Source organism: Pseudomonas sp. Irchel 3F3 (assembly GCF_900187545.1).
Lineage (GTDB): Bacteria > Pseudomonadota > Gammaproteobacteria > Pseudomonadales > Pseudomonadaceae > Aquipseudomonas > Aquipseudomonas fortuita.
The window spans coordinates 31,581-54,788 of record NZ_FYDS01000009.1 but is presented as its reverse complement, the minus strand read 5'-3'; the positions used below and the strand labels follow the sequence as shown (position 1 = coordinate 54,788).

Sequence of the window (23,208 nt, the reverse complement as noted above, 5' to 3'; positions counted from 1 at the left end):
TTCACGCCAAGTCGGCACGGCATCTGCAATGGCAGGTGTACGCGACAAATAACAACAGCGGCATTGGTTACCAGGGAGTTTCCCTAGCCGGAATCAGCACTTGCAGGTTCACCACGGCGAAAGGAACAACGCTGGCGTTTACACGCCCTATAAACCGGGGTGTGATTTGCGACATGGAAATACTTAAACGCGACACGGCAAAAAAGTTCCGTAAAGAGTCTTTATAGCCATATCGCCAACAACAGTCAGCGTGCTATACATTTTCGCCGACATAACAAGAAAGAGCTGCACCCTATAACTAAAACACTTGGGCGCGGCGGTACTCTTCCTAAAAACCAAAGGAGCAAATCACGATGCGCGTGATGAAGTGGAGCATGATCGCCCTGGCCGTTGCGGCAGGGACCTCGCAGTTGGCAATGGCCTCGGCACAAGACGAGTCCAAAGGTTTCCTTGAAGACAGCAAGCTGAACGTAAAAACCCGCATGCTGTACTTCAGCCGTGACTTCCGTAACAACGACAGCGGCAAGAGCCGCGTCGAAGAAACCGGCCTGGGCTTCCTGGGCACCTTCGAATCGGGCTTCACCCAGGGCACCGTAGGCTTCGGCGTTGACGCCATCGGCATGCTGGGCCTGAAACTGGACAGCGGCAAAGGCCGCGCCGGCACCGGCCTGTTCCCGACTGCCTCCGATGGCCGTTCGCAAGATGACTACTCCGAAGGCGGCGGTGCAGTAAAACTGCGCGTGTCGAATACCGTGCTGAAGTTCGGCGACCAGTTCACCGCCCTGCCGGTACTTGCCACCGACGACAGCCGACTGCTGCCAGAAGTTGCTGAAGGTGGCCTGATCACCAGCAACGAAATCGATGGCCTCACCCTGCACGCCGGTCACTTCACCGCCCTGAACGCCCAGGCCCAGACCTACCACGATAGCCTGCGCCTGACCGAGGCCAACGTCTTCGGTGGCACCTACGCCATCAACGACAACCTCAGCACCAGCGTCTACTACTCGCGCATTGAAGACCACTTCCGCAAGTGGTACGGCAACATCAACTGGGCGCTGCCGATCAGCGACAAGCAAGGCCTGGTGTTCGACTTCAACATCTATGACACCAAGTCCATCGGCGACAACCTGACCGGCGCATTCGTCAGCAAGGCTGACGGCAGCAACGAACTGGACAACATTGCAGCCAGCCTCTCGGCCGCCTACAACATTGGCGCCCACACCTTCACCCTGGCTTACCAGAAGGTCAGCGGCGACGGCGACTACGCTTACGGCGTCGACGGTGGCGGCACCATCTTCCTGGCCAACTCCGTTGCCCGTTCCGACTTCAACGCCGAAGACGAGAAGTCCTGGCAGGCACGCTACGACCTGAACTTCGCCGAATACGGCGTACCTGGCCTGACCTTCATGACCCGCTATGTTCGCGGCTCGGGCGCCACTACCGAAAGCACCAACAACGGCAAGGAATGGGAACGCGACGTAGACGTCAAGTACGTACTGCAGAGCGGCCCGGCGAAAGACCTGAGCTTGCGCGTGCGTCAGGCCACCTACCGCTCCAGCGACGGCGTTTACTACGGTTCGAGCTCGATCGACGAACTGCGCCTGATCGTGGAATACCCGCTGAGCATCCTGTAAGCCTGGCTTGCAGTGCCCCGCACTTGAAAAGCCCGGCGATCTCGCCGGGCTTTTTCTTGGCTGACAAGCGCCCCGCCCTGGGGCATCCTGTACGCCTTCGTTTCGCCCCCGTACAATGCGGGGCTATTTCAACGTCTTAGGCAATCGACACGGCTAACCATGCGCACCAGTCAATATTTGCTCGCCACCCAGAAAGAAACCCCTGCCGACGCAGTGGTCATCAGCCATCAGCTCATGCTGCGTGCCGGCATGATCCGCAAACTGGCCTCCGGCCTGTACACCTGGCTGCCGATGGGCCTGCGGGTAATGCGCAAGGTCGAGGCCGTGGTGCGTGAGGAAATGAACGCCGCCGGCGCCCTGGAAGTGCTGATGCCAAGCATCCAGCCTGCCGAGCTGTGGCAGGAGTCCGGCCGCTGGGAGCAGTACGGCCCGGAGCTGCTGCGCCTGAAGGACCGCCACCAGCGCGACTTCTGCGTTGGCCCGACCCACGAAGAAGTCATCACCGACCTGGCCCGTAACGAGCTGTCCAGCTATAAACAGCTGCCACTCAACATGTACCAGATCCAGACCAAGTTCCGTGACGAGATCCGCCCGCGCTTCGGCCTGATGCGTGGCCGCGAATTCATCATGAAGGACGCCTATTCGTTCCATGCCGACCAGGCTTCCCTGCAGGAAACCTACGACCGCATGCACCAGGCGTACAGCAACGTATTCACCCGCCTGGGCCTGGACTTCCGTCCAGTGCAGGCCGACACCGGCTCGATCGGTGGCAGCTACTCGCACGAGTTCCACGTACTGGCCGACTCCGGCGAAGACGACGTAATCTTCAGCGACAGCTCCGACTACGCCGCCAACATCGAGAAGGCCGAAGCCATCCCGCGTGAAACCGTGCGCCCTGCCCCTACCGAGGAGCTGCGCCTGGTCGACACCCCGGACGCCAAGACCATCGCCCAGCTGGTGGAAAACCATGGCCTGGCGATCGAAAAAACCGTCAAGACCCTGATCGTGCGCGGAGCCGAAGAAGGCAAGCTGATTGCCCTGATCATCCGTGGCGACCACGAACTTAACGAAATCAAGGCCACCAAGCTGGAACAGGTTGCCGACCCGCTGGTCATGGCCACCGAAGCCGAACTGCGCGACGCCATTGGCGCCGGTGCCGGCTCGCTCGGCCCGCTGAACCTGCCGCTGGAATGCATCATCGACCGTTCGGTTGCCCTGATGAGCGACTTTGGCATTGGCGCCAACATCGATGACAAGCACTACTTCGGCGTCAACTGGGAGCGCGACCTGCCGGTTCCACAGGTCGCCGACCTGCGTAACGTGGTCGAAGGCGACCCAAGCCCGGATGGCCAGGGCACCCTGGTGATCAAGCGCGGCATCGAAGTGGGCCACATCTTCCAGCTGGGTACCAAGTACAGCGAGGCGCTGAAGTGCCAGGTACTGGGCGAGAACGGCAAGCCGGTGGTTCTGTCGATGGGCTGCTACGGTATCGGTGTGTCCCGCGTGGTCGCCGCTGCCATCGAGCAGAGCTATGACGACAAGGGCATCATCTGGAACGATGCCCTGGCGCCGTTCCAGATCGCCCTGGTACCGCTGCGCTACGAAACCGAGGTGGTTCGCGAGGCAACCGACAAGCTGTACGCCGAACTGACCGCCGCCGGCTTCGAAGTGCTGCTGGACGACCGCGACAAGAAGACCAGCCCGGGCATCAAGTTTGCCGACATGGAGCTGATCGGCATCCCACACCGCATCGTCGTCAGCGATCGCGGCCTGGCCGAAGGCAACCTGGAGTACAAGCACCGCACCGAGCAGGACGCCCAGGCGTTGCCGCTCAATGAAGTGCTGAGCTTCCTGCAGGCCCGCGTTCGCCGCTGATAACCAATGCACGAGTGATCATGTTCAAGCGAAGTACCTTTACCCTGGGGGGCGCCGCACTGTGCGGCGCCCTGCTCGTCAGCGGCTGCGCCAACCAGATGTCCCAGCGCAGCGACCATGAGGAGCGCGTCGAGCGCAAATTGCTCGAGCACACCCTGCAGATCGATGTCGGCGAGCCGAAGGTGATGGAGCTTCCGCAACGGCGTGTGCGCGTGCATGAGCAAAAGCGCTTCGAAGTCACCGAGTTCGAAGTCACCCGTCGCTACGACCGTTACACGCCCTACCAGCCCTGGCGGGAGGTCTACGAGATCCCGCTGGGTGCAGTGGCCGTGGTGGCGGGCGTTGGCGCCAATGTGGTCAACGTCTTTACCTTGGGCAACCTGCCGCAAAGCATCACCCACGACTGGCTCAGCTACGGCGTGGACGGGCTCAACCCGTTCATGAACGTGCCGTCCAACGGGCGTGCCCAGCAGAACCTCGCAGGGATCAGCGAAGTGCAGAAAGGTAAACGCGAGGAGTCCACCAGCGTGCCCTGGAGCGAACGCCTGGTCGAGGTCAAGGCCGGCAAGATGACCCACGAACTGACCACCGACAGGAACGGCGTACTGCGTTTGAACCTGCTCGACAGCCCGTTCTCCGAGCAGAACCTCAACCACGTCGGCACCCTGCACCTTCAGGTACTCGATGAAGACAACGCCGTACGGGGTGATGCCAGCCTGCTGGTCAGCGCCACCCTGCGCAACAAGCTGCTCGAAGCCCATGAGCTGATCTTCGATGACCTTGAGGATGACGATGTTGGCCAGTGGGTACACCGGGTGAAGCGTCTGTCGGAGCTGGGCCTTGAAGAAGAAGCCAGTGAAATGGAACAAAGCCTGATCGAGCTGACCCGCAACGATCCGGAACTGCAGCAGGAGTTTCTGCAATCGCTGACCAAGGCCACTGGCCGGTTGGTGGCAGACCCCGGCGCGCAGTAAATGAAGGGGCCGCGATGCGGCCCCTTCTTATTCAGGCGTAAACAACTCCAACTGCTCATGCGCTCCGCGCATATCGCGCAGCCTTACCCCTACCCCCAACAAGCGCACCGGTTTGCCACCACGGGCAAACGCCTGCCCCAACAGTTGCCGATAACTTTCAAGGTCCCGCCCAGCCCCTGCCTGCTCCATGGTGGTCTGGCTGAAGTCGTGGAACTTGACCTTGACGAACGGCTTGTCCGGCCGATAACTGCTGTCCATACGGGCGATACGTTCGTTAAGGCTTTCCAGCAGCTCAGGCAACCGCGCCAGGCAACTGGCCAGGTCCGGCAGGTCAGTGTCGTAGGTGTTTTCAACGCTGACTGACTGCCTGCGGCTGTCATTGTGTACGGCGCGCTCATCAATACCCCGCGCCAGCCCCCACAAACGCTCGCCAAAGCTGCCAAACTCACGCACCAATGCCAGGCGTGACCATTCCCGCAGGTCAAGGCAGGTTTCGATGCCCAGCCGTGCCAGTTTATCTGCCGTCACTTTGCCCACCCCATGCAACCTGGCCACCGGCAGGGCGGCAACAAAGGCCTCCACCTCGCCCGGGGTAATCACGAACAGCCCATTGGGCTTGCGCCAGTCACTGGCAATCTTGGCCAGGAACTTGTTTGGCGCCACGCCCGCCGACACCGTGATATGCAAGGTGCGGGCGACGCGTCGGCGAATATCCTCGGCGATGCGCGTGGCGCTGCCCGAATACCACTGGCTGTCGCTCACATCCAGATAGGCTTCGTCCAGCGACAAAGGCTCAATCAGCTCGGTGTAGTCACGGAAGATCGCGTGGATTTCCCGCGAGGCCTCTCGATAGGCCTCGAAGCGCGGCTTGACGATCAACAGGTCGGGGCACAGCTTCAGCGCATGCCGTGACGACATGGCCGAGCGCACACCATAGGCACGTGCCTCATAGTTGCAGGTGGCGATCACCCCGCGACGCTCGGGCGAGCCCCCAACCGCCATGGGCCGCCCGGCCAGGCGTGGGTCGTCACGCATTTCGATCGCGGCGTAGAAGCAATCGCAGTCGACATGGATGATCTTGCGCAAGGACATGGATGGCCGTCAGCACTGTAAATTCATACAGATAGTATCGCATGCGCCCCACTGATACACCTCACCCTCGCCCTCACACGACAAACTGCCTGAAAGCCCCGTCGCGCCTGACCTGCTTGCTGCCAGCAAGCGCTAAGGGATTGAACAAAAAAGGTTTTTCCAACGAAACTGCTTGACACCCGGGCTTAAATCCGTACAATTCGATCTCACAGGCGCGGGATGGAGCAGCCTGGTAGCTCGTCGGGCTCATAACCCGAAGGTCGTCGGTTCAAATCCGGCTCCCGCAACCAGATTCAAGAAAAGGCCACTGTTCATACAGTGGCCTTTTTCTTTGCCTTCAAAAAAGTAACGCCGAAAAACCTTCGATAAATCAAAGCTTAGCGCTTGACACACCTTCAGAAAACTGTAGAATCCGCCCCACAGACGCGGGATGGAGCAGTCTGGTAGCTCGTCGGGCTCATAACCCGAAGGTCGTCGGTTCAAATCCGGCTCCCGCAACCAAGTTCAAGAAAAGGCCACTGTTAACCCAGTGGCCTTTTTCTTTGTCCGCTGAAAAAGCATCATCGGAAAAACCTCGAAAAATCAAAGCTTAGCGCTTGACATACAAGCCACACGCTGTAGAATCCGCCCCACTGACGCGGGATGGAGCAGCCTGGTAGCTCGTCGGGCTCATAACCCGAAGGTCGTCGGTTCAAATCCGGCTCCCGCAACCATATTCGTCAGAACAAACCCCGCCTGTTTAACAGCAGCGCGGGGTTTGTTGCGTTTGCGCTCGATGCTTTTCGTTGCTTCGATTTTCCCCCGGCCTCCAGCCAACCCGCAGGCTTGAGACATTGTGCCCAGGATGAACTATCTTTAACCCGGCCAGGCCGCTAAAAGCGCCTGAGCCCGGAGTAATATTGGATACGTTTTCCTAAGGGACTTTCACTTGGCCGTACCTCTCCTCTACCTCGCGCTGCATGGCCGGGGCAATCCATGACCTCTCACAACCCCGAACCTCCGGTGCCGCTCGCCTCGGCGCTACCCGGTGCCGTGCAGCGCCTGCCCTTGCTCGAACGCGTGAGCCGCTACCGCCAGCCCATCGGCCTGGTCGTGACCCTGGTGCTGTTCACCATGGCCTTGATTGCCTGCCGCCACCTGCTGAGCGAGCTGGATATCTACGCCTTGCACGATGCCATGCTCAGCGTGCCGGCCCAGTCGGTGCTGGGCGCCTTGCTGGCGACCGTGATCGGCTTTGTGATCCTGCTGGGTTACGAGTGGTCGGCCAGCCGCTATGCGGGCGTGAAACTGCCGGCACGCAGCCTGGTGCTGGGTGGTTTCAGCGCCTTTGCCATCGGCAACGCCATCGGTCTGTCGATGCTTTCGGGCGGCTCGGTGCGCTACCGTCTGTATGCACGTCAGGGGCTGGGGGCTGGCGAAGTCGCACGCATGACAGTATTTGCCAGCCTGTCACTGGGCTGCGCGTTGCCGCCCTTGGCCGCCCTGGCAACCTTGAGCGACCTGCCCGCAGCCTCGACCGCACTGGGGTTGGCGCCAGGCCTGCTGGCAGGTATCGCTGCCGCCGTGCTTGTGGCGTCTGCCCTGTTGGTGTTCGGCTTGTACCGCCGGCGCCTGGCCGAACAGCCGCTGGCCAATAACCTGCTGGTGCAACTGGGCCGCCGTACGCTGCGCCTGCCGGGCGCACGCCTGGCCGCCCTGCAATTGCTGATCACCGCGCTGGATGTGGCAGCAGCTGCCACCGTGCTGTACCTGTTGCTGCCCGAGGCCCCCCCCTTCGGCGCGTTTGTGCTGGTGTACCTGCTGGCCTTGGCCGCAGGCGTGCTTAGCCACGTACCGGGCGGCGTCGGGGTGTTCGAAGCTATCCTGCTCGCCGCCTTTGCCGACCAGCTCGGTGCCGCGCCACTGGCGGCCGCGTTGCTGCTGTATCGGCTGATTTATGTGGTGCTGCCACTGCTACTGGCGTGCGTGCTGCTGCTGGCCAATGAAGCCCGGCGCCTGCTGTTCGCACAGCAGGCCATCAAAGCCGCCTCCGGGATGGCCGCACCGATCCTGTCGATACTGGTATTCCTGTCCGGGATGGTGCTGCTGTTTTCTGGCGTCACCCCCGAAATCGACACGCGCCTGGAGCACATGGGCTTTCTGGTGCCGCACCGGCTGATCGATGCCTCGCACTTTGGCGCCAGCCTGATCGGCGTGCTGTGCCTGCTGCTGGCCCAGGGCCTGCGCCGGCGCCTGTCCGCCGCCTGGCTGCTGACCACCGTGCTGTTGCTGGTCGGCGCCCTGTTGTCGCTATTGAAGGGCTTTGACTGGGAAGAGGCTTGCCTGCTGACCTTCACCGCCGCCCTGCTGGCCCTGTTCCGTCGCTCCTTCTACCGGCCCAGCCGCCTGCTGGAGCTGCCGTTTTCGCCGGTGTTCCTGGTGGCCAGCGCCTGCGCAGTCGGCGCATCGGTGTGGCTGCTGCTGTTCGCCTACCAGGATGTGCCCTACAGCCACCAGCTGTGGTGGCAGTTCACCCTTGATGCCGATGCCCCGCGTGGCCTGCGCGCCGCCATGGGCAGTGCCTTGCTGCTGGCCGCCTTGGCGCTGACCTGGCTGCTGCGCACCGCGCCGCCGGTGATCCACCTGCCCGACGAGGAAGAACTGCAGCGCGCCAACCGTATTCTGCTGGCCTCTGACCAGCCCGACGGCGGCCTGGCCCTGACTGGGGACAAGGCGTTGCTGTTCCACCCCCGCGACAATGCCTTCCTTATGTATGCCCGTCGCGGCCGCAGCCTGGTGGCCCTGTACGACCCGATCGGGCCGGCCCAGGAGCGCGCCGAAATGATCTGGCAGTTCCGCGACCTGTGCGACCTGCACCACGCCCGGCCCGTGTTCTACCAGGTACGCGCGGAAAACCTGCCGTTCTATATGGACATTGGCCTGACTGCACTGAAGCTGGGCGAGGAAGCCCGGGTCGACTTGCGCCGCTTCGATCTCGAAGCCAAGGGCAAGGAAATGAAGGACCTGCGCTACACCTGGAACCGTGGTGGCCGCGACGGCCTGAGCCTGGAAATCCACGAGCCCGGCCAGGCCCCGCTGGCAGAGCTGAAGGAAATTTCCGATGCCTGGCTCTGCGGCAAGAACGTGCGCGAGAAAGGCTTTTCGCTGGGGCGCTTCAGCCCGGAGTACCTGCAACACTTCCGCATTGCCCTGATCCGCTTCCAGGGTCGGCCGGTGGCCTTCGCCAACCTGCTGGAGACCCACAGCAACGAACTGGCCAGCCTCGACCTGATGCGTGCGCACCCCGAGGCACCGAAGCTGACCATGGAGTTCATGATGATCGGCCTGATCCTGCACTACAAAAGCCATGAGTATTCCCGTTTCAGCCTGGGCATGGTGCCGCTTTCCGGCCTTCAGCCGCGGCGTGGCGCGCCTCTGACCCAGCGCCTGGGCTCGATGGTGTTCCGCCGGGGCGAGCAGCTTTACAACTTCCAGGGGCTTCGACGCTTCAAGGACAAGTTCCAACCGGATTGGGAACCCCGCTACATGGCCGTGCCGGCCGGGCTCGACCCGCTGGTGGCACTGGCTGATACTGCCGCCTTGATTGCAGGCGGCCTGACTGGATTGGTGAAACGTTGATGACCCGACGCTTTTGGCTGTACCTGCTGGTTCCCCTGCTGCTGGCCGCCCTGGGGGGTGCGCTGGCGTTCTGGCTATGGACGCGCCCCGCCCCCGAAGCGCGCCTGGAGCAATTGAGCATCAATGGCACCAGCATCACCCGCGTGACCCCAGGTGTGCACCCCAAGGCCCGGGTGGCCATCGGTGTGCCACAGGATCAGGCGCTGACGGACAAGCAGCTGCTTGACCTGAGCCAGGCCGCTGAAGCCCAAATGGTGCAGGTGATTTTGCCGCCTAACGATTGCAGCAAGCAGCAACAGGCGATGGACCAGGGCTTGGCCGAGCTGCCAGAAAAGCCGACGTTGGTCGCCGGTATCGGCCCTGGCGCCGCCCAGGCCTGGCGCTGGCTGGCCAACCAGAACAATGACAAGGCCCGGGCCATTTCCGTGGACTTCAACCTGGAGCAACCTGGCTGCCAGTCCCCCCTGCCCAAGGCGGCTGCCCACGGCCACTGGAACGTCGCCTGGAACGACAACCCGGATGACGCCAGCGCCGCCTTCGTGCGCGACCAGGTCAACGCCGAAACCAGCATCAGCGATTACGACATCCATCTGCCCCAAGTGCTCAAGGCCCAGCTGACCCAGGCCCTGGTAGGTCACGACGGCAACGCCCTGGCCATCCCTGTGGTGGAAGTGCCGGCCGGGCAGACCACCGACACGGTCACCCTGTTCCTCTCCGGTGACGGCGGTTGGCGCGACCTTGACCGCGATGTTGCCGGAGAAATGGCCAAGCTGGGCTACCCGGTGGTGGGTATCGACACGCTGCGCTATTACTGGCAGCACAAAACCCCGGAGCAAAGCGCTGCCGACCTGTCCGAGCTGATGCAGCACTACCGACAGAAGTGGGGCACCAAGCGCTTTGTCCTCACCGGTTATTCGTTCGGTGCCGATGTGCTGCCGGCAATCTACAACCGCCTGCCGGTGGAAGACCAGCAACGTATCGACGCAGTGATGCTGCTGGCCTTTGCCCGCAGCGGCAGTTTCGAGATCGAGGTCGAGGGCTGGCTGGGCAAGGAAGGCCAGGAAGCACCAACCGGACCGGAAATGGCCAAACTGCCAGCCTCCAAGGTGGTGTGCGTGTATGGCGTGGAAGAGAGCGATGAGAGCGGTTGCACCGAAAAGACCGCGGTGGGTGAACGCCTGAAGCTGCCTGGCGGGCACCACTTTGATGAGAACTACCCGGCGCTGGCCAAGCGCTTGATTGGTGAGATCGAGACACGCCAAGGTAAATCCAGCGTCGCCGAACAGAACTGAATGTGCCTGAGCTCCGCGAAGCAGGTTGCGCATGAGATGGCACCGGCTTTGCCGGTGTTCGCGGGGCAAGCCCGCTCCCACAGTGATCGCGCTAGCTTTCAAGCATTGTGCAAGCCAGTTCCACAGGTATTACACGAGCCCTAAGCCTGCGCCGTACCTGTGTGGGGCTTGTCCCGCGAACACCGGCAAAGCCGGTGCCACACACCTCGTTTCCCCAGTTTGTACCCAGGGCAAGCCTCCTCCCACAGTGATCGCGCCAGCTTTCAAGCATTGTGCAAGCCAGTTCCACAGGTATTACATAAGCCCTAAGCCTGCGCCGTACCTGTGGGAGCGGGCTTGTCCCGCGAACACCGGCAAAGCCGGTGCCAGACACCGCGTTTTCCCGGTTTGTACCCAGGGCAAGCCTCCTCCCGCAGTGATCGCGCTAGCGTTCAAGCATTGTGCAAGCCAGTCCCACAGGTATTACATAAGCCCTGAGCCTGCGCTGTACCTGTGGAAGCGGGCTTGTCCCGCGAACACCGGCAAAGCCGGTGCCAGGCACCGCGTTTCCCCGGTTGTACCCAGGGCAAGCCTCCTCCCGCAGTGATCGCGCTAGCGTTCAAGCATTGTGCAAGCCAGTTCCACAGCTATTACATAAGCCCTGAGCCTGCGCCGTACCTGTGGGAGCGGGCTTGTCCGGCGAACACCGGCAAAGCCGGTGCCAGACACCGCGTTTCCCCGGTTGTACCCAGGGCAAGCCTCCTCCCGCAGTGATCGCGCTAGCGTTCAAGCATTGTGCAAGCCAGTCCCACAGGTATTACATAAGCCCTAAGCCTGCGCTGTACCTGTGGGAGCGGGCTTGTCCCGCGAACACCGGCAAAGCCGGTGCCAGGCACCGCGTTTCCCCGGTTTGTCCCCAGGGCAAGCCTCCTCCTGGCAGTCAGATCTCGACCTGGGTCCCCAGTTCGATCACCCGGTTCAGCGGCAGGTTGAAGAAGCGCAGGTTACCGTTGGCGTTCTTCAGCAAGAACGCAAACAGGTTGCCCCGCCAACGCGACATGCCTTCCAGACGTGAAGCGATGACCGTTTCGCGGCTCAGGAAGTAGGTAGTGCGCATCGGGGTGAAGTCCAGATCGTCCCGATGGCACAGCTTCAATGCCGCCGGCACGTCCGGCTCGTCCATGAAGCCAAAGTGCAACACCACACGGAAGAACCCGTCACCATAAGCCTCTACCTCGAAGCGCTCCTGTTCCGGTACCCGCGGCCGGTCCTCACTGACCACAGTCAGCAACACCACCTGGCTGTGCAGCACCTGGTTATGCAGCATGTTGTGCAGCAGCGCGTGGGGCACGGCATCAGACCGTGCAGTGAGGAACACCGCCGTGCCTTCGACCCGGTGCGGCGGCTGAATGCGAATACTGCTGATGAACAACGGCAACGGCAGCGCACCTTCGTCGATGCGTTCTACCAGGATCTGCTTGCCGCGTTTCCAGGTGCTCATCAGCAGGAACAACACCCCGCCGGCCAATACCGGAAAGGCACCGCCCTGGACGATTTTCGGTACGTTGGCAGCGAAAAACAGCCCATCGACAAGCAGGAAGCCCACCAGGATCGGCACGGCCAGCACCGGCGGCCACTTCCACAGCAGCAGCATCACCGCCGATACCAGAACGGTGGTCATCAGCATGGTGCCGGTCACCGCCACACCGTAGGCCGCCGCCAGGGCGCCGGACGACTCGAAGCCGATCACCAGCAGTACCACGCCCACCATCAACGTCCAGTTCACGGCACCAATGTAGATCTGCCCCTGTTCGTCGCTGGAGGTGTGCTGGATATGCATACGCGGAATGTAACCCAGCTGGATGGCCTGGCGGGTCAGGGAAAAGGCCCCGGAAATGACCGCCTGCGAGGCAATCACAGTGGCCATTGTGGCCAACCCGACCAACGGCAGCAGCGCCCAGTTCGGCGCCAGCAAGTAGAAGGGGTTACGCGCTGCCTCCGGGTCTTGCAGCAGCAGTGCACCCTGGCCGAAATAGTTGAGCACCAACGCGGGTAGCACCAGGATGAACCAGGCCCGGGCGATCGGCTTACGGCCAAAATGCCCCATGTCGGCGTACAGCGCCTCGGCGCCGGTCAGCGCCAGCACCACCGCGCCAAGAATGGCCACGCCCATGCCCGGGTGCACCACGAAAAAGTTGACTGCCCAGCCTGGGTTGAAGGCCTTGAGCACCTCCGGGCTCTGAGAGATACCGTGCACGCCCAATGCGCCCAGCACCACGAACCAGGTGACCATGATCGGGCCAAACAGCTTGCCGATCTTGTCGGTGCCGTGCTTCTGCACCAGGAACAGCGCCACCAGCACCACCAGCGAAATCGGCACCACCCAGTGGTCGATACCGTCAAACGCCAGGCCCATGCCCTCCACGGCCGACAGCACCGATACTGCCGGGGTGATCATGCTGTCGCCGTAGAACAGCGACGCGCCGATCAAGCCGCAGATCACCATCAGCGTGCGCAACCGCGGATAGGCAGCCGTGGCCCGCCGCGCCAGCGCGGTCAGCGCCATGGTGCCGCCCTCGCCCTGGTTGTCGGCCCGCAGGATGAACATCACGTACTTGAACGACACCACCCACAACAGCGACCACAGGATCAGCGACAGGATACCCAGCACGCCATCGTGGTTGACCGGCACTCCGTATCCGCCGGTGAAGACTTCCTTGAGGGTATACAAAGGGCTGGTGCCGATATCGCCATAAACCACCCCGACCGCCGCCACGAGCAGGCCAAGCGAGCGAGCCGCGCCCTGCTTTGCCGCGTGCCCGCCCTCGGCGTGACTGCTTGCCTGAACCATCGACCACTCCCGCAGACGGCCATCTCGGCCTTTAGTATTCACTCGCGCGCCTGGCCCTCGGAGGCACCATCACGCAACGGCGCGAAGCATAGCGCAGCGTTCGTCGTATTTCTGCTGGTCAAGCGACCTTGCGCTCGCTAGAATTGCGCACTTTTTGATCAGAGGCGCTAAAAAGCGCCCGTCAAGATCGCCCGCGATTCCGGCCGGGCGACCTGTATTCAATACCGAGGTTAGTCATGTCCACCACGCCCGCCACCCCCAAGGTAGGTTTCGTAAGCCTGGGTTGCCCAAAAGCCCTGGTCGATTCCGAGCGCATCCTCACCCAGCTGCGCATGGAAGGCTATGAAGTCGTGCCCACCTACGAGGACGCCGACGTGGTGGTGGTCAACACCTGCGGCTTCATCGACAGCGCCAAGGCCGAGTCGCTTGAAGTGATCGGCGAAGCGATCAAGGAAAACGGCAAGGTCATCGTCACCGGCTGCATGGGTGTCGAGGAAGGCAGTATCCGTGACGTGCACCCGAGTGTACTGTCGGTCACCGGCCCACAGCAGTACGAGCAGGTGGTTAACGCAGTGCACGAAGTCGTGCCGCCGCGCCAGGACCACAACCCGCTGATCGACCTGGTGCCACCACAGGGCATCAAGCTGACCCCGCGCCACTATGCGTACCTGAAGATTTCCGAAGGCTGCAACCATAGCTGCAGCTTCTGCATCATCCCGTCGATGCGCGGCAAGCTGGTCAGCCGCCCGGTAGGTGAAGTGCTGAGCGAGGCCGAGCGCCTGGTCAAGGCCGGGGTCAAGGAGATCCTGGTGATTTCCCAGGACACCAGCGCCTACGGCGTAGACGTCAAGTACAAGACCGACTTCTGGAACGGCCGCCCGGTCAAGACCCGCATGCTTGAGCTGTGCGAGGCCCTGAGCAGCCTGGGCGCCTGGGTACGCCTGCACTATGTGTACCCCTACCCGAACGTCGACGACGTGATTCCGCTGATGGCCGCCGGCAAGATCCTGCCGTACCTGGACATCCCGTTCCAGCATGCCAGCCCGAAAGTGCTCAAGTCGATGAAGCGCCCTGCCTTCGAAGACCGCACCCTGGCGCGTATCAAGAACTGGCGCGAGCAGTGCCCTGAGCTGGTAATCCGCTCCACCTTCATCGTCGGCTTCCCGGGCGAGACCGAGGAAGATTTCCAGTACCTGCTGGACTGGCTGACTGAAGCCCAGCTCGACCGTGTGGGCTGCTTCCAGTACTCGCCGGTAGAAGGCGCCCCGGCCAACGACCTGGGCCTGGAAGAAGTGCCGGACGACATCAAGCAGCAGCGCTGGGACCGCTTCATGGCCCACCAGCAGGCCATCAGCACCGCCCGCCTGCAACTGCGCATCGGCAAGGAAATCGACGTGCTGATCGACGAAGTCGAGGAGCAAGGTTCGGTTGGCCGCAGTTTCTTCGATGCCCCGGAAATCGACGGCAGCGTTTTCATTGATGGCGACCATGGCTTCAAGCCGGGCGACAAAGTGCGTTGCCGTGTAGTAGATGCCGACGAATACGACATGTGGGCAGAGCCCATCTAAAGCGGCTGAAACATGAAAAGCCCCTGCCCTGCCATTCCACGCAAGGAATGACGCGAGCAGGGGCTTTTTTCGTCAGAACGTGTGAAACAGCATCAGGCCACCCTCTGCATCCGGGCTCGCATCAGAGAAGCCTTTGACCGCGTAGAGCTGGACTTTCCATTGCTGGTTGAGCTTGTGGGTCAGGAACAGGGTGAGCTCCTTGATCTGCGAACCGGTCGAGACCACTTTCTGCCGCCAGTCGTAGGAGGCGCCCGCCGAAGTACCCGCAGCCACTGGCAGGGCGAAGCCGAGGCTGACAAACACCGGGTCGTCGAAATCGCTGTCGGGCGGGTCGCCGAACTTCTTCCAGCCCAATGTCGCGAAACCGGTGACCGGGCCAAAGCCCTTGGTGATGTCGACCTGGGCGGTGTAGTCATATTCACCGGTGCCAAGGCACTGGTCTTCATCGGCGGTTGGGAATTTGACCTTGCCGATCAGGTCGAGCATCAGGCCGCCGTCACTGCCATCTAGCAGGGCATACCCGGCGCTGGCGACCGTGTCACCCAGCCCGCTCTCCACATCCCGGCAACCTCCGGGCAAGGGGTCACCATTGGGGCCTACTTCCGGGTTGGTGATGCGCAACCAGGGCACGGTGACCTTGTAGGTCATGGGGCCGGTTTCATATTTGCCGACCACGGGGACGTACCAGATTTCCGAAGTGGTACCTGTGCCATAGTCGCCACTTGAATAGTCCATGCCGATGGCGGTGCTGAAGGTATCGGCCACGGTCGACGCACTGGTACATGACAGCAGGCAGGCAAAAAGAGGGAGCGCGGGTCTCATCTGCACCTCAGTACCCCTTCGGGAAGTGTGGTCGGACTTCCCCAGCCTAGTTGCCTAACGCCCGGATCGCTCCGGATGCTCTACTTTTTCGACGGTCTCTACCTTTTGCGGCCTTTCGATGGTTTCGATTTTCTCGACTTTTTCCACCTTCTCGACCTTTTCAGGCTTTTCGACTTTCTCTACCTTTTCAGGCTTTTCCACCTTCTCGACCTTCTCAACTTTTTCTACTTTCTCGACCTTTTCAGGCTTTTCCACCTTCTCGACCTTCTCAACTTTTTCTACTTTCTCGACCTTTTCAGGCTTTTCCACTTTCTCGACCTTCTCAACTTTTTCTACTTTCTCAACCTTTTCCACTTTCTCGACTTCAACCTTCTCTACCCGATCACCCTTGCCACTGTTGCTGCTCTCGGGCTGCTCCACGGTTTCGACATGCTCTGACTTACCAGACTTGTCCACGCTTTCAGACCTGCCGTGACCACTGGCGTCTTCAACGGTACTGCGCCCTCTGTGATCATCACTGCTTTCGCTGCGAACGCTGGTCGCCTCGCTTGTTCCATGGCCGCTGTTGTCGGAGCCGGCTGAGTCAATGCTGCCGTGCTCGCCGCCATGCCCCGAATGGCCTCGGCCCGGGTTGTTAGCACGGTCATCCTGGAGTTCCACACGGGTGGCCCGTAACTCGTGAGTACCACTGAGCACGCCGCTCACCCGAACGCGTTGATCGAGCGCCAATCCTGCAGGCTGCCTGCCGACAACCACAGTGCCCTGCCCCAGCGTCACATTAATGCCCGCGACCACCAGTTGCCGTGCCTGAACGCGCTGCACCAGCCCTTCGACCACCGCCTGCTGTACACGGCCAGCAAACGGCAGGCTCGGGTCTGGGCGGGTTTGTGCCACTTCCAGCTGGCGCCCGGTCCACTGGCCGCGCACCAGCACTTCCCGCGCGGGGGCTACGCGGGTGCCCAGCGTCAACCCTTGCAGGCTGCCTGGGCGGTCGATTGCACCAATGGCACTGGCCTCCCTGAGGCCCGGCGCCCGTTCGATACGGGTTGCCACCACTTCGCCCGTGGCATCGCGCAAGCCGCTGACCCGGACCGGCTCGCCCGCACGCAGCCCTTCTGCCACCCGCGCGCCTGCGGCGAGCCGCACAGGCTGGCCCATCACCCGCAGGGGGGCCGAAGCATTGGGGAGCGCCGTCAGCGGCCCTTCGTAGACGTTGAGGATCGAGATACGCCCTGCCTGGAGACCGCGCTGGGTGGCAATTGCCTCCACCGCTACAACCTGCCCGATCGCCAAGTGAGCACTGCTGGCGGGTGCACCGTTTTCACTCACCGGCACGTTTTTGCCATAGTGCACTTCCATGCCATTGAGGCAGATCGAAGCAAACCCGGTGATGGTGCCGACGATGCCGGTACCACCGGTACCGCCTGGGCGCAGGATCGGTGCACCGGTACCGCCTACCTCGCCATTACCGTTATCAGAGTAGGTGCCGTCCACACCTTCGGCCACCGCGCCAGTACCGCCGGTGCCGCCAGGACGTTGCGGGAAGGGCGCGCCAGTGCCGCCGACACCACCGTTTCCACTGCGTGCACCGGTACCGCCTGTCCCCCCCGGAAACCGCAGGCCTGTGGCACCGGCCATGCCCACTTCGTCGCGGCTGACACAAACCGGTGCTGCGACCACATCGGCAGGCGCCGCCAGGTTCAACCCCAGGACCAGGGCAAAGGCAACGACACGGAGGCAGCGCGTGAGGGGCGTCATGGGCCTGGCGTCTTGGACAATTCGGGGTCGGTAGCTTCAGTGTAGAAATAAAGCCCGACAGTGATGCGCTGACGTTGCTCCGCGCTGGGCACATCAACGCTTTCCAGCTCTGCTGCGAGCCGGCTGAAGGCCAGCAGCGTCTGCATGCCATCTTTGGCAACCACTTCACGCACGTGCTCGACGCTGGCCGGGCTCAAAGCATCGTAGTGCACACTGCGTTCGAAGAACGGCAGGCCCTGGCCACTGAGGTTGTGCACCGCTGCGCAGGCATGGTCATGCAGGTTGTGGCCGAAGTACGCGGCTTTTTCATCGAAACCTTTCTGCGGCACGAACGCCTTGGCTTCCAGGTGCACACGATCCTGCTCATCAAGCCGGACGATGCCAAGGCGCAACCACTCATCCAGCACCACACGCCCGCGGATATCAGTGCTGACCGTGGCCACCAAGGCATCGAATGAACACTCGCCACCCACACTTGCCAAACGCGGCAGTGCCAGGGCCTGGCCAGGTGCCGAGCAGAACGGCGGGCGGGTGGTCCATGCATTGACCAACTGTGCGCCCAGGGTGATGTTCGCCGGCAAGGCCTCGAGTGCCGTGCCACCTTCGCTGCGCAGCCGCCGGACATCCTTGCGATGCACACCCGTGAGCAGGCTGATGCGACTGTCGGTGGGCGGGGTGCCGTCCAGGCCAAACTCACGATGGGCTACGTCGACGAACACCTCCTTGAGCAGGTCGGCGAACATCGTATAGCTAACCCCTTTGCGCAACATCAAGCGCACCAGCGGGCGCATGACACGCCGCAGTGCGCTTAACAGCGAAGGGGGCAGAGTTGGGCTGATCAACGCCTGTCAGCCCCTGCTGTTGTCATCACCCGGTTCGCCACCCACATGGTTGCCGTGATCATCACCAGGTTCACCACCAACGTGATTGCCGTGATCATCGCCAGGCTCGCCGCCGACATGGTTGCCATGATCGTCACCGGGCTCGCCGCCCACGTGATTGCCGTGATCGTCACCGGGCTCACCCCCCACATGATTGCCATGATCGTCACCCGCTTCAGCATGGTTGCCGCTGCGCCCAGCGTTTGAATCACCGGCGTGGCCCTGGCCGCTGCCACTGTTGCCGGCATGGCCACCGCCGTCTCCTCCACTGCCGTGGCCACCACCGCCGCCACTTCCACCGCCGCTTCCGCCCCCACCACCGTGGCCACCACCACCGCCGCTTCCGCCACCACCGTGGCCACCCCCTCCACCGCCGCTTCCACCGCCGCTTCCACCGCCGCTTCCACCTCCGTGGCCACCCCCACCACCACCGCTTCCACCTCCGTGTCCGCCACCGCCACCGCCACCGCCATCTTTGGCGTAGGCGCTGGAGCCATGAGAAATCGAGTCAGGGATCAAAACAACGGCCGTCGACAGCACGCCCGCTACAGCAGCCGCGATTAAAGCCTTCTTGAACAGCAGGTGGATTTGCATGGTCCGTCTCCAGATAGTCGCCACGAGAACGCCAGATCAGTACGAATCTTTTTCGAATTTTCTTTTTGTGGGATTTTTTCCCACGCTTAATTAATAGACCCCTGCACCCCACCGTTCAAGCACAGCACGGACAAGCCGACCGGTGGTTGGCCTGCTATGTTTTCCCTATCGCCATGGAGGACCACCGGCATGCAATCGCTACTGACGCTGCAAACCCCGCACTTGCGCGACTACGGCGAGCTGGTACAGATCTGGGAGGACTCGGTGCGTGCCACTCACGATTTTCTGCCAGAGGGGTACATCGTGTTACTGCGCGAACAGGTGCTGCGCCGCTACCTCGACGCGGTGATGCTGATCTGCTGCAAGGACCGGCAACGCATCTGTGGCTTTGCCGGGGTCGCCAACGGGCGCGTGGACATGCTGTTTGTTGCGCCTGAGTACCGTGGCAAAGGGATAGGCAAGCGCCTGCTGCACTATGCGATCAACGAGCTGAATGCCGAGCGCCTGGACGTCAACGAGCAAAACCCTCAGGCCTTGGGCTTTTACCTGCATGAAGGCTTCGAGGTGATCGGCCGATCGGAAACCGACGGCTTGGGCCAGCCCTACCCGCTGCTGCACATGCGCCTTTGCAAAATGGCGTAAATGACACAGATTCCCAGCCCCTCTGCCGCTCAGGCAGGTACAATGCTGGCCTTTCCCTGCCTCTGCGAATTGCCGTCATGTCCGAACCCGTCCGCCTGTCCAAACGCCTTATCGAGCAACTTGGCTGCTCCCGCCGCGATGCCGAGCTCTATATCGAAGGCGGCTGGGTCACAGTCGACGGCGTGGTGGTCGAGCAGCCGCAGTTCAAGGTCGAACACCAGCACGTCGAGCTGCTCCCGGGTGCCCGGGTCGAAGCGCTGGAGCCGGTAACCCTGCTGCTCAACCAGGCGGCCGGCGTGGACAGCGAAAGCGCCCGCGCCAGCATGAACATGGGCAACCTCAGCGAGGCGCACCGCGAAGGTGTGCGCGCCCTGCACGGGCATTTCACCCGGCAGGCCTGCGTGGCACCGCTCGAGCGCGGCGCCAGCGGCTTGCAGGTATTCACCCAGGACTGGCGGGTCAGCCGCAAGATCGAGGCCGACCTGCGTCGCCTGGAGCAGGAGTTTATTGTCGAAGTGCGCGGCGAGACCACACCTCAGGCGCTGGAACGCCTGGCGCGCGGTGCTACGCGCAATGACCGCGAGCTGCCCAAGGCCAAGGCCAGCTGGCAGAACGAGACCCACCTGCGCATGGTCGTGAAAAACCCCCAGCCCGGGCAAATCGCCGAGCTGTGCGCCTACCTGCGCCTGGAACTGGTCAGCATGCGCCGCATTCGCCTGGGCGGGGTGTCGATGGGCAAGCTGCCCCTGGGCCAATGGCGCTACATGGCGACCACCGAACGTTTCTAAGCAATACGCCACGCACAAGCGTGGCACCTGAACAGGATTCTGCAGCAATGAACCACAACGACGTCCTGCGCAGCCTGCGCTACATGCTCAAGGTGAACGACGCCAAGATGGCCGAGATCATCGGCCTTTCCGGCCTCGAAGTGCACCCTCAGGTATTGGCCACCTACCTGAAGAAGGAAGAAGAGGAAGGCTTCGTGCGTTGCCCTGATCGGGTGATGGCGCACTTTCTCGATGGCCTGGTGATCCACCGCCGCGGCAAGGACGACAGCCGCCCGCCGCAGCCGGTAGAGCTGCCAGTGACCAACAACCTCATCCTCAAGAAGCTGCGGGTGGCCTTCGAACTGAAGGAAGACGACCTGCACACGATCCTCAAGTCGGTCAATTTCCCGGTCAGCAAGCCTGAACTTAGCGCGCTGTTCCGTAAAGCCGGCCACGAAAACTATCGCCCATGCGGCGACCAGTTGCTGCGCAACTTCCTCAAAGGCCTGACCCAGCGCGTGCGCGGCTGATTGGCCATGCAGCATACGGTTGCTCCGGTCGGCATCGTCCGCTCCTGCTTCAAGGAAAAATTCGCCATCCCGCGCCAGCCCCAACTGGCGCCTGCCGCGCGCGGCGTGCTCGAACTGCTGCCGCCGTTCGACCAAGGGGATGCGGTAGAAGGCCTGGAGCAGGTCAGCCATGTCTGGCTGCTGTTCCTGTTCCACAAGGCCCTGGAGGACAAGCCGCGCCTGAAAGTGCGGCCACCGCGGCTGGGCGGCAACAAGAGCATGGGGGTGTTCGCCACCCGTGCAACCCACCGGCCAAACGGCATCGGCCAGTCGGTGGTACGCCTGGAGGGTGTGGAGCCGGGGCGCCTGTTGCTGTCCGGCATCGATCTGCTCGATGGCACGCCGGTACTGGACATCAAGCCCTATGTGCCGTATGCCGACAGCATTGCAGACGCCAGCAACCAGATGGCCAACGCAGCGCCCGCCGCAATTGCCGTACAGTGGGGCGACAACGCCCTGCCCCAGGCCCGCGAGCATGCACTGCGCCTGGCTGAACCGCTGGTAGAACTGATTGAACAATGCTTGGCGCAAGACCCGAGACCGGCTTACCAGGTACCGCCGGCCGAACGGGTCTACGGGGTGAAGTTCTGGGATGTGCAGGTGAGGTGGCATTACCCTCAGCCGGATGTGATCCGGGTGCTGGAGGTGGTGCCGGCCTGACCGCGCACCGAGGCGAACCGCGCACATGAAAAAGGCGACCCGAAGGTCGCCTTTTTCGTACTACAGCCGCGCGATCAGCGCGCTGGGCCTTCTGCCACGCCCAGGTCATCGGTCGGACGGGTATCGACCAGCGGTGCACCACCGGAGGCCAGTTCGGAGGCCAGCTTGTCGTTGTCCATTTCCTTGACCCACTTGGCCACGACCACCGTGGCAACGGCGTTGCCCACCAGGTTGGTCAGTGCGCGGGCTTCGGACATGAAGCGGTCGATGCCGAGGATCAGCGCCAGGCCAGCTACCGGCAGGTGGCCAACAGCCGACAGGGTGGCGGCCAGCACGATGAAGCCCGAACCGGTCACGCCGGCAGCACCTTTGGAAGCCACCAGCAGCACCAGCAGCAGGGTGATCTGGTGGGTGATGTCCATGGTGGTATCGGTGGCCTGGGCGATGAACACCGCAGCCATGGTCAGGTAGATCGAGGTGCCGTCCAGGTTGAACGAGTAACCGGTCGGAATGACCAGGCCGACGACCGACTTCTTGGCGCCCAGGCGCTCCATCTTGGCCAGCATGCGGGGCAGGGCCGATTCCGAGGAGGAAGTACCCAGCACGATCAGCAGCTCTTCACGGATGTAGCGGATCAGCTTGAGTACGCTGAAGCCATGGGCGCGGCAGATACCGCCCAGCACCACCAGCACGAACAGCAGGCAGGTGATGTAGAAGCAGGCCATCAGGTAACCCAGTTGCACCAACGAACCAACGCCGTACTGGCCGATGGTGAAGGCCATGGCGCCGAAAGCACCGATCGGGGCCAGCTTCATGATCATGTTGATGATGTTGAACATGACATGGGCGAAGCGGTCGATCATATCCAGCAACGGCTTGCCGTAGCTGCCCAGGCGATGCAGGGCGAAGCCGAACAGCACGGAGAACATCAGCACCTGCAGGATATCGCCATTGGCGAAGGCGCCGACCACGGTGTTAGGGATGACGTTGAGCAGGAAGCCGACGGTGGTCTGCTGCGCGCCGGCGGCGGCGTAGGCAGCCACACTGCTGGCGTTCAGGGTGCTGACGTCGATGTGCATGCCAGCGCCTGGCTTGACCACGTTGACGACGACGAGGCCGATGATCAGGGCGATGGTGGAGACGATTTCAAAGTACAGCAGCGCGTAGCCGCCAGTCTTGCCAACCGACTTCATGCTCTGCATGCCGGCGATGCCGCTGACCACGGTGCAGAAGATGATCGGGGCGATGACCATCTTGATCAGTTTGACGAAGCCGTCACCCAAGGGTTTGAGGGCAACGCCCGTTTCCGGGTAGTAGTGGCCGAGCAGGATGCCGATGGTGATGGCAACGATCACCTGGACATACAGGGATTTGTACAGCGGCTGACGTGTCGTCATGGCTCATTTTCCTCAAGTGTGCCGGTTCACCCTTCCCAGGGTGATGCGGCACCTGAATCGCTAACCCTCCTGCACTTGGAGGGATTTGTCGTTGTGTTCGAGCTGCCTGGGCAGGCCTCTGCCAGGATCAATAGCAAGGGTGGTGCCAAAATGCCCATGAAGGGTGCAAGGGCCGCATTTGCTGGGGATAAATGCCCAACGACAGGGCGATTTGCCTGAGGAAGGCTGGCGGATT

General features: G+C 62.3%; 17 protein-coding genes and 3 tRNA genes. 13 read left to right on the top strand and 7 right to left on the bottom strand.

The window, feature by feature from the left end; genetic code table 11:
• The first annotated feature begins 353 nt into the window (after nucleotides 1-353).
• The 3 genes from CKW35_RS20100 (at nucleotide 354) to CKW35_RS20090 (ending at nucleotide 4,483) form a co-directional block, all read left to right on the top strand.
• Nucleotides 354-1,634 carry an OprD family porin gene (locus tag CKW35_RS20100; RefSeq protein WP_016488662.1) on the top strand — a complete coding sequence of 427 codons (1,281 nt, stop codon included), beginning with the start codon at nucleotides 354-356 and terminating at the stop codon, nucleotides 1,632-1,634.
• 159 nt (nucleotides 1,635-1,793) lie between these two features.
• On the top strand, nucleotides 1,794-3,509 hold the full coding sequence (locus tag CKW35_RS20095; RefSeq protein ID WP_016488663.1) for a proline--tRNA ligase: 1,716 nt from the start codon (nucleotides 1,794-1,796) through the stop codon (nucleotides 3,507-3,509).
• Nucleotides 3,510-3,529: 20 nt separating this feature from the next.
• On the top strand, nucleotides 3,530-4,483 hold the full coding sequence (locus tag CKW35_RS20090) for a hypothetical protein (RefSeq protein ID WP_060519884.1): 954 nt from the start codon (nucleotides 3,530-3,532) through the stop codon (nucleotides 4,481-4,483).
• Between the two features lie 27 nt (nucleotides 4,484-4,510).
• Here the strand turns inward: CKW35_RS20090 and dinB are convergent, their stop codons facing one another.
• Entirely contained in the window at nucleotides 4,511-5,569 is a 1,059-nt protein-coding gene (gene dinB, locus CKW35_RS20085) for a DNA polymerase IV (protein ID WP_161775550.1), read from the bottom strand.
• Nucleotides 5,570-5,788: 219 nt separating this feature from the next.
• Between dinB and CKW35_RS20080 the strand changes: the two genes are divergently transcribed.
• From CKW35_RS20080 to CKW35_RS20060, 5 genes are all read left to right on the top strand, one after another.
• A tRNA-Met gene (locus CKW35_RS20080) sits at nucleotides 5,789-5,865 on the top strand.
• A gap of 134 nt (nucleotides 5,866-5,999) precedes the next feature.
• Nucleotides 6,000-6,076 (top strand) — tRNA-Met (locus CKW35_RS20075).
• A gap of 135 nt (nucleotides 6,077-6,211) precedes the next feature.
• Nucleotides 6,212-6,288 (top strand) — tRNA-Met (locus CKW35_RS20070).
• Nucleotides 6,289-6,550: 262 nt separating this feature from the next.
• Complete coding sequence (gene mprF, locus CKW35_RS20065) at nucleotides 6,551-9,193, top strand: bifunctional lysylphosphatidylglycerol flippase/synthetase MprF (protein WP_016488666.1); 2,643 nt, start codon at nucleotides 6,551-6,553, stop codon at nucleotides 9,191-9,193.
• The gene (locus CKW35_RS20060) at nucleotides 9,193-10,485 is read left to right on the top strand and encodes a virulence factor family protein (RefSeq protein ID WP_070086528.1); all 1,293 of its coding nucleotides are present in this window, start codon (nucleotides 9,193-9,195) and stop codon (nucleotides 10,483-10,485) included. The genes mprF and CKW35_RS20060 overlap by 1 nt, the downstream gene beginning before the upstream one ends.
• 919 nt (nucleotides 10,486-11,404) lie before the next feature.
• Here CKW35_RS20060 and CKW35_RS20055 read toward each other — a convergent pair.
• Entirely contained in the window at nucleotides 11,405-13,315 is a 1,911-nt protein-coding gene (locus CKW35_RS20055; RefSeq protein ID WP_023048903.1) for a potassium transporter Kup, read from the bottom strand.
• Nucleotides 13,316-13,551: 236 nt separating this feature from the next.
• Between CKW35_RS20055 and rimO the strand changes: the two genes are divergently transcribed.
• Nucleotides 13,552-14,883, top strand: coding sequence for a 30S ribosomal protein S12 methylthiotransferase RimO (gene rimO, locus CKW35_RS20050; protein ID WP_016488669.1), 1,332 nt, complete (start codon nucleotides 13,552-13,554; stop codon nucleotides 14,881-14,883).
• Nucleotides 14,884-14,955: 72 nt separating this feature from the next.
• On the opposite strand, the gene CKW35_RS20045 is transcribed toward rimO, so the two are convergent.
• The 4 genes from CKW35_RS20045 to CKW35_RS28275 are packed head-to-tail and all read right to left on the bottom strand — an operon-like array spanning nucleotide 14,956 to nucleotide 18,841.
• Nucleotides 14,956-15,705 carry a hypothetical protein gene (locus tag CKW35_RS20045; RefSeq protein ID WP_016488670.1) on the bottom strand — a complete coding sequence of 250 codons (750 nt, stop codon included), beginning with the start codon at nucleotides 15,703-15,705 and terminating at the stop codon, nucleotides 14,956-14,958.
• A gap of 54 nt (nucleotides 15,706-15,759) precedes the next feature.
• Nucleotides 15,760-17,463, bottom strand: a complete 1,704-nt coding sequence (locus CKW35_RS20040; protein WP_095116720.1) for a DUF5666 domain-containing protein — start codon at nucleotides 17,461-17,463, stop codon at nucleotides 15,760-15,762.
• Nucleotides 17,460-18,254 (bottom strand): DUF6502 family protein, encoded by a 795-nt coding sequence (locus tag CKW35_RS20035; RefSeq protein ID WP_232247768.1) that lies wholly within the window; start codon nucleotides 18,252-18,254, stop codon nucleotides 17,460-17,462. Before CKW35_RS20035 ends, CKW35_RS20040 begins: the two co-directional genes overlap by 4 nt.
• Nucleotides 18,255-18,301: 47 nt before the next feature.
• Entirely contained in the window at nucleotides 18,302-18,841 is a 540-nt protein-coding gene (locus CKW35_RS28275) for a hypothetical protein (RefSeq protein ID WP_159971689.1), read from the bottom strand.
• A 286-nt stretch (nucleotides 18,842-19,127) separates the two neighbouring features.
• Between CKW35_RS28275 and CKW35_RS20025 the strand changes: the two genes are divergently transcribed.
• The 4 genes from CKW35_RS20025 (at nucleotide 19,128) to tsaA (ending at nucleotide 21,576) form a co-directional block, all read left to right on the top strand.
• Entirely contained in the window at nucleotides 19,128-19,580 is a 453-nt protein-coding gene (locus CKW35_RS20025) for a GNAT family N-acetyltransferase (protein WP_095116718.1), read from the top strand.
• Nucleotides 19,581-19,657: 77 nt separating this feature from the next.
• Nucleotides 19,658-20,368 carry an rRNA pseudouridine synthase gene (locus CKW35_RS20020; RefSeq protein WP_016488675.1) on the top strand — a complete coding sequence of 237 codons (711 nt, stop codon included), beginning with the start codon at nucleotides 19,658-19,660 and terminating at the stop codon, nucleotides 20,366-20,368.
• A 47-nt stretch (nucleotides 20,369-20,415) separates the two neighbouring features.
• Complete coding sequence (locus CKW35_RS20015; protein ID WP_016488676.1) at nucleotides 20,416-20,877, top strand: DUF1456 family protein; 462 nt, start codon at nucleotides 20,416-20,418, stop codon at nucleotides 20,875-20,877.
• Between the two features lie 6 nt (nucleotides 20,878-20,883).
• Nucleotides 20,884-21,576, top strand: a complete 693-nt coding sequence (tsaA, locus tag CKW35_RS20010; RefSeq protein ID WP_095116716.1) for a tRNA (N6-threonylcarbamoyladenosine(37)-N6)-methyltransferase TrmO — start codon at nucleotides 20,884-20,886, stop codon at nucleotides 21,574-21,576.
• A gap of 74 nt (nucleotides 21,577-21,650) precedes the next feature.
• Here tsaA and CKW35_RS20005 read toward each other — a convergent pair whose 3' ends face one another.
• The gene (locus CKW35_RS20005) at nucleotides 21,651-22,973 is read right to left on the bottom strand and encodes a dicarboxylate/amino acid:cation symporter (protein WP_016488678.1); all 1,323 of its coding nucleotides are present in this window, start codon (nucleotides 22,971-22,973) and stop codon (nucleotides 21,651-21,653) included.
• Nucleotides 22,974-23,208 lie beyond the last annotated feature (235 nt).

What these genes read in the sequence shown, in the direction of transcription:
- CKW35_RS20100 (WP_016488662.1), top strand. Translation starts at nt 354, where the DNA reads ATGCGCGTGATGAAGTGGAGCATGATCGCCCTGGCCGTTGCGGCAGGG.
- CKW35_RS20095 (WP_016488663.1), top strand. Translation starts at nt 1,794, where the DNA reads ATGCGCACCAGTCAATATTTGCTCGCCACCCAGAAAGAAACCCCTGCC.
- CKW35_RS20090 (WP_060519884.1), top strand. Translation starts at nt 3,530, where the DNA reads ATGTTCAAGCGAAGTACCTTTACCCTGGGGGGCGCCGCACTGTGCGGC.
- mprF (WP_016488666.1), top strand. Translation starts at nt 6,551, where the DNA reads ATGACCTCTCACAACCCCGAACCTCCGGTGCCGCTCGCCTCGGCGCTA.
- CKW35_RS20060 (WP_070086528.1), top strand. Translation starts at nt 9,193, where the DNA reads ATGACCCGACGCTTTTGGCTGTACCTGCTGGTTCCCCTGCTGCTGGCC.
- CKW35_RS20055 (WP_023048903.1), bottom strand. Translation starts at nt 13,315, where the DNA reads ATGGTTCAGGCAAGCAGTCACGCCGAGGGCGGGCACGCGGCAAAGCAG.
- rimO (WP_016488669.1), top strand. Translation starts at nt 13,552, where the DNA reads ATGTCCACCACGCCCGCCACCCCCAAGGTAGGTTTCGTAAGCCTGGGT.
- CKW35_RS20045 (WP_016488670.1), bottom strand. Translation starts at nt 15,705, where the DNA reads ATGAGACCCGCGCTCCCTCTTTTTGCCTGCCTGCTGTCATGTACCAGT.
- CKW35_RS20040 (WP_095116720.1), bottom strand. Translation starts at nt 17,463, where the DNA reads ATGACGCCCCTCACGCGCTGCCTCCGTGTCGTTGCCTTTGCCCTGGTC.
- CKW35_RS20035 (WP_232247768.1), bottom strand. Translation starts at nt 18,254, where the DNA reads ATGCGCCCGCTGGTGCGCTTGATGTTGCGCAAAGGGGTTAGCTATACG.
- CKW35_RS28275 (WP_159971689.1), bottom strand. Translation starts at nt 18,841, where the DNA reads ATGGCTCCAGCGCCTACGCCAAAGATGGCGGTGGCGGTGGCGGTGGCG.
- CKW35_RS20025 (WP_095116718.1), top strand. Translation starts at nt 19,128, where the DNA reads ATGCAATCGCTACTGACGCTGCAAACCCCGCACTTGCGCGACTACGGC.
- CKW35_RS20020 (WP_016488675.1), top strand. Translation starts at nt 19,658, where the DNA reads ATGTCCGAACCCGTCCGCCTGTCCAAACGCCTTATCGAGCAACTTGGC.
- CKW35_RS20015 (WP_016488676.1), top strand. Translation starts at nt 20,416, where the DNA reads ATGAACCACAACGACGTCCTGCGCAGCCTGCGCTACATGCTCAAGGTG.
- tsaA (WP_095116716.1), top strand. Translation starts at nt 20,884, where the DNA reads ATGCAGCATACGGTTGCTCCGGTCGGCATCGTCCGCTCCTGCTTCAAG.
- CKW35_RS20005 (WP_016488678.1), bottom strand. Translation starts at nt 22,973, where the DNA reads ATGACGACACGTCAGCCGCTGTACAAATCCCTGTATGTCCAGGTGATC.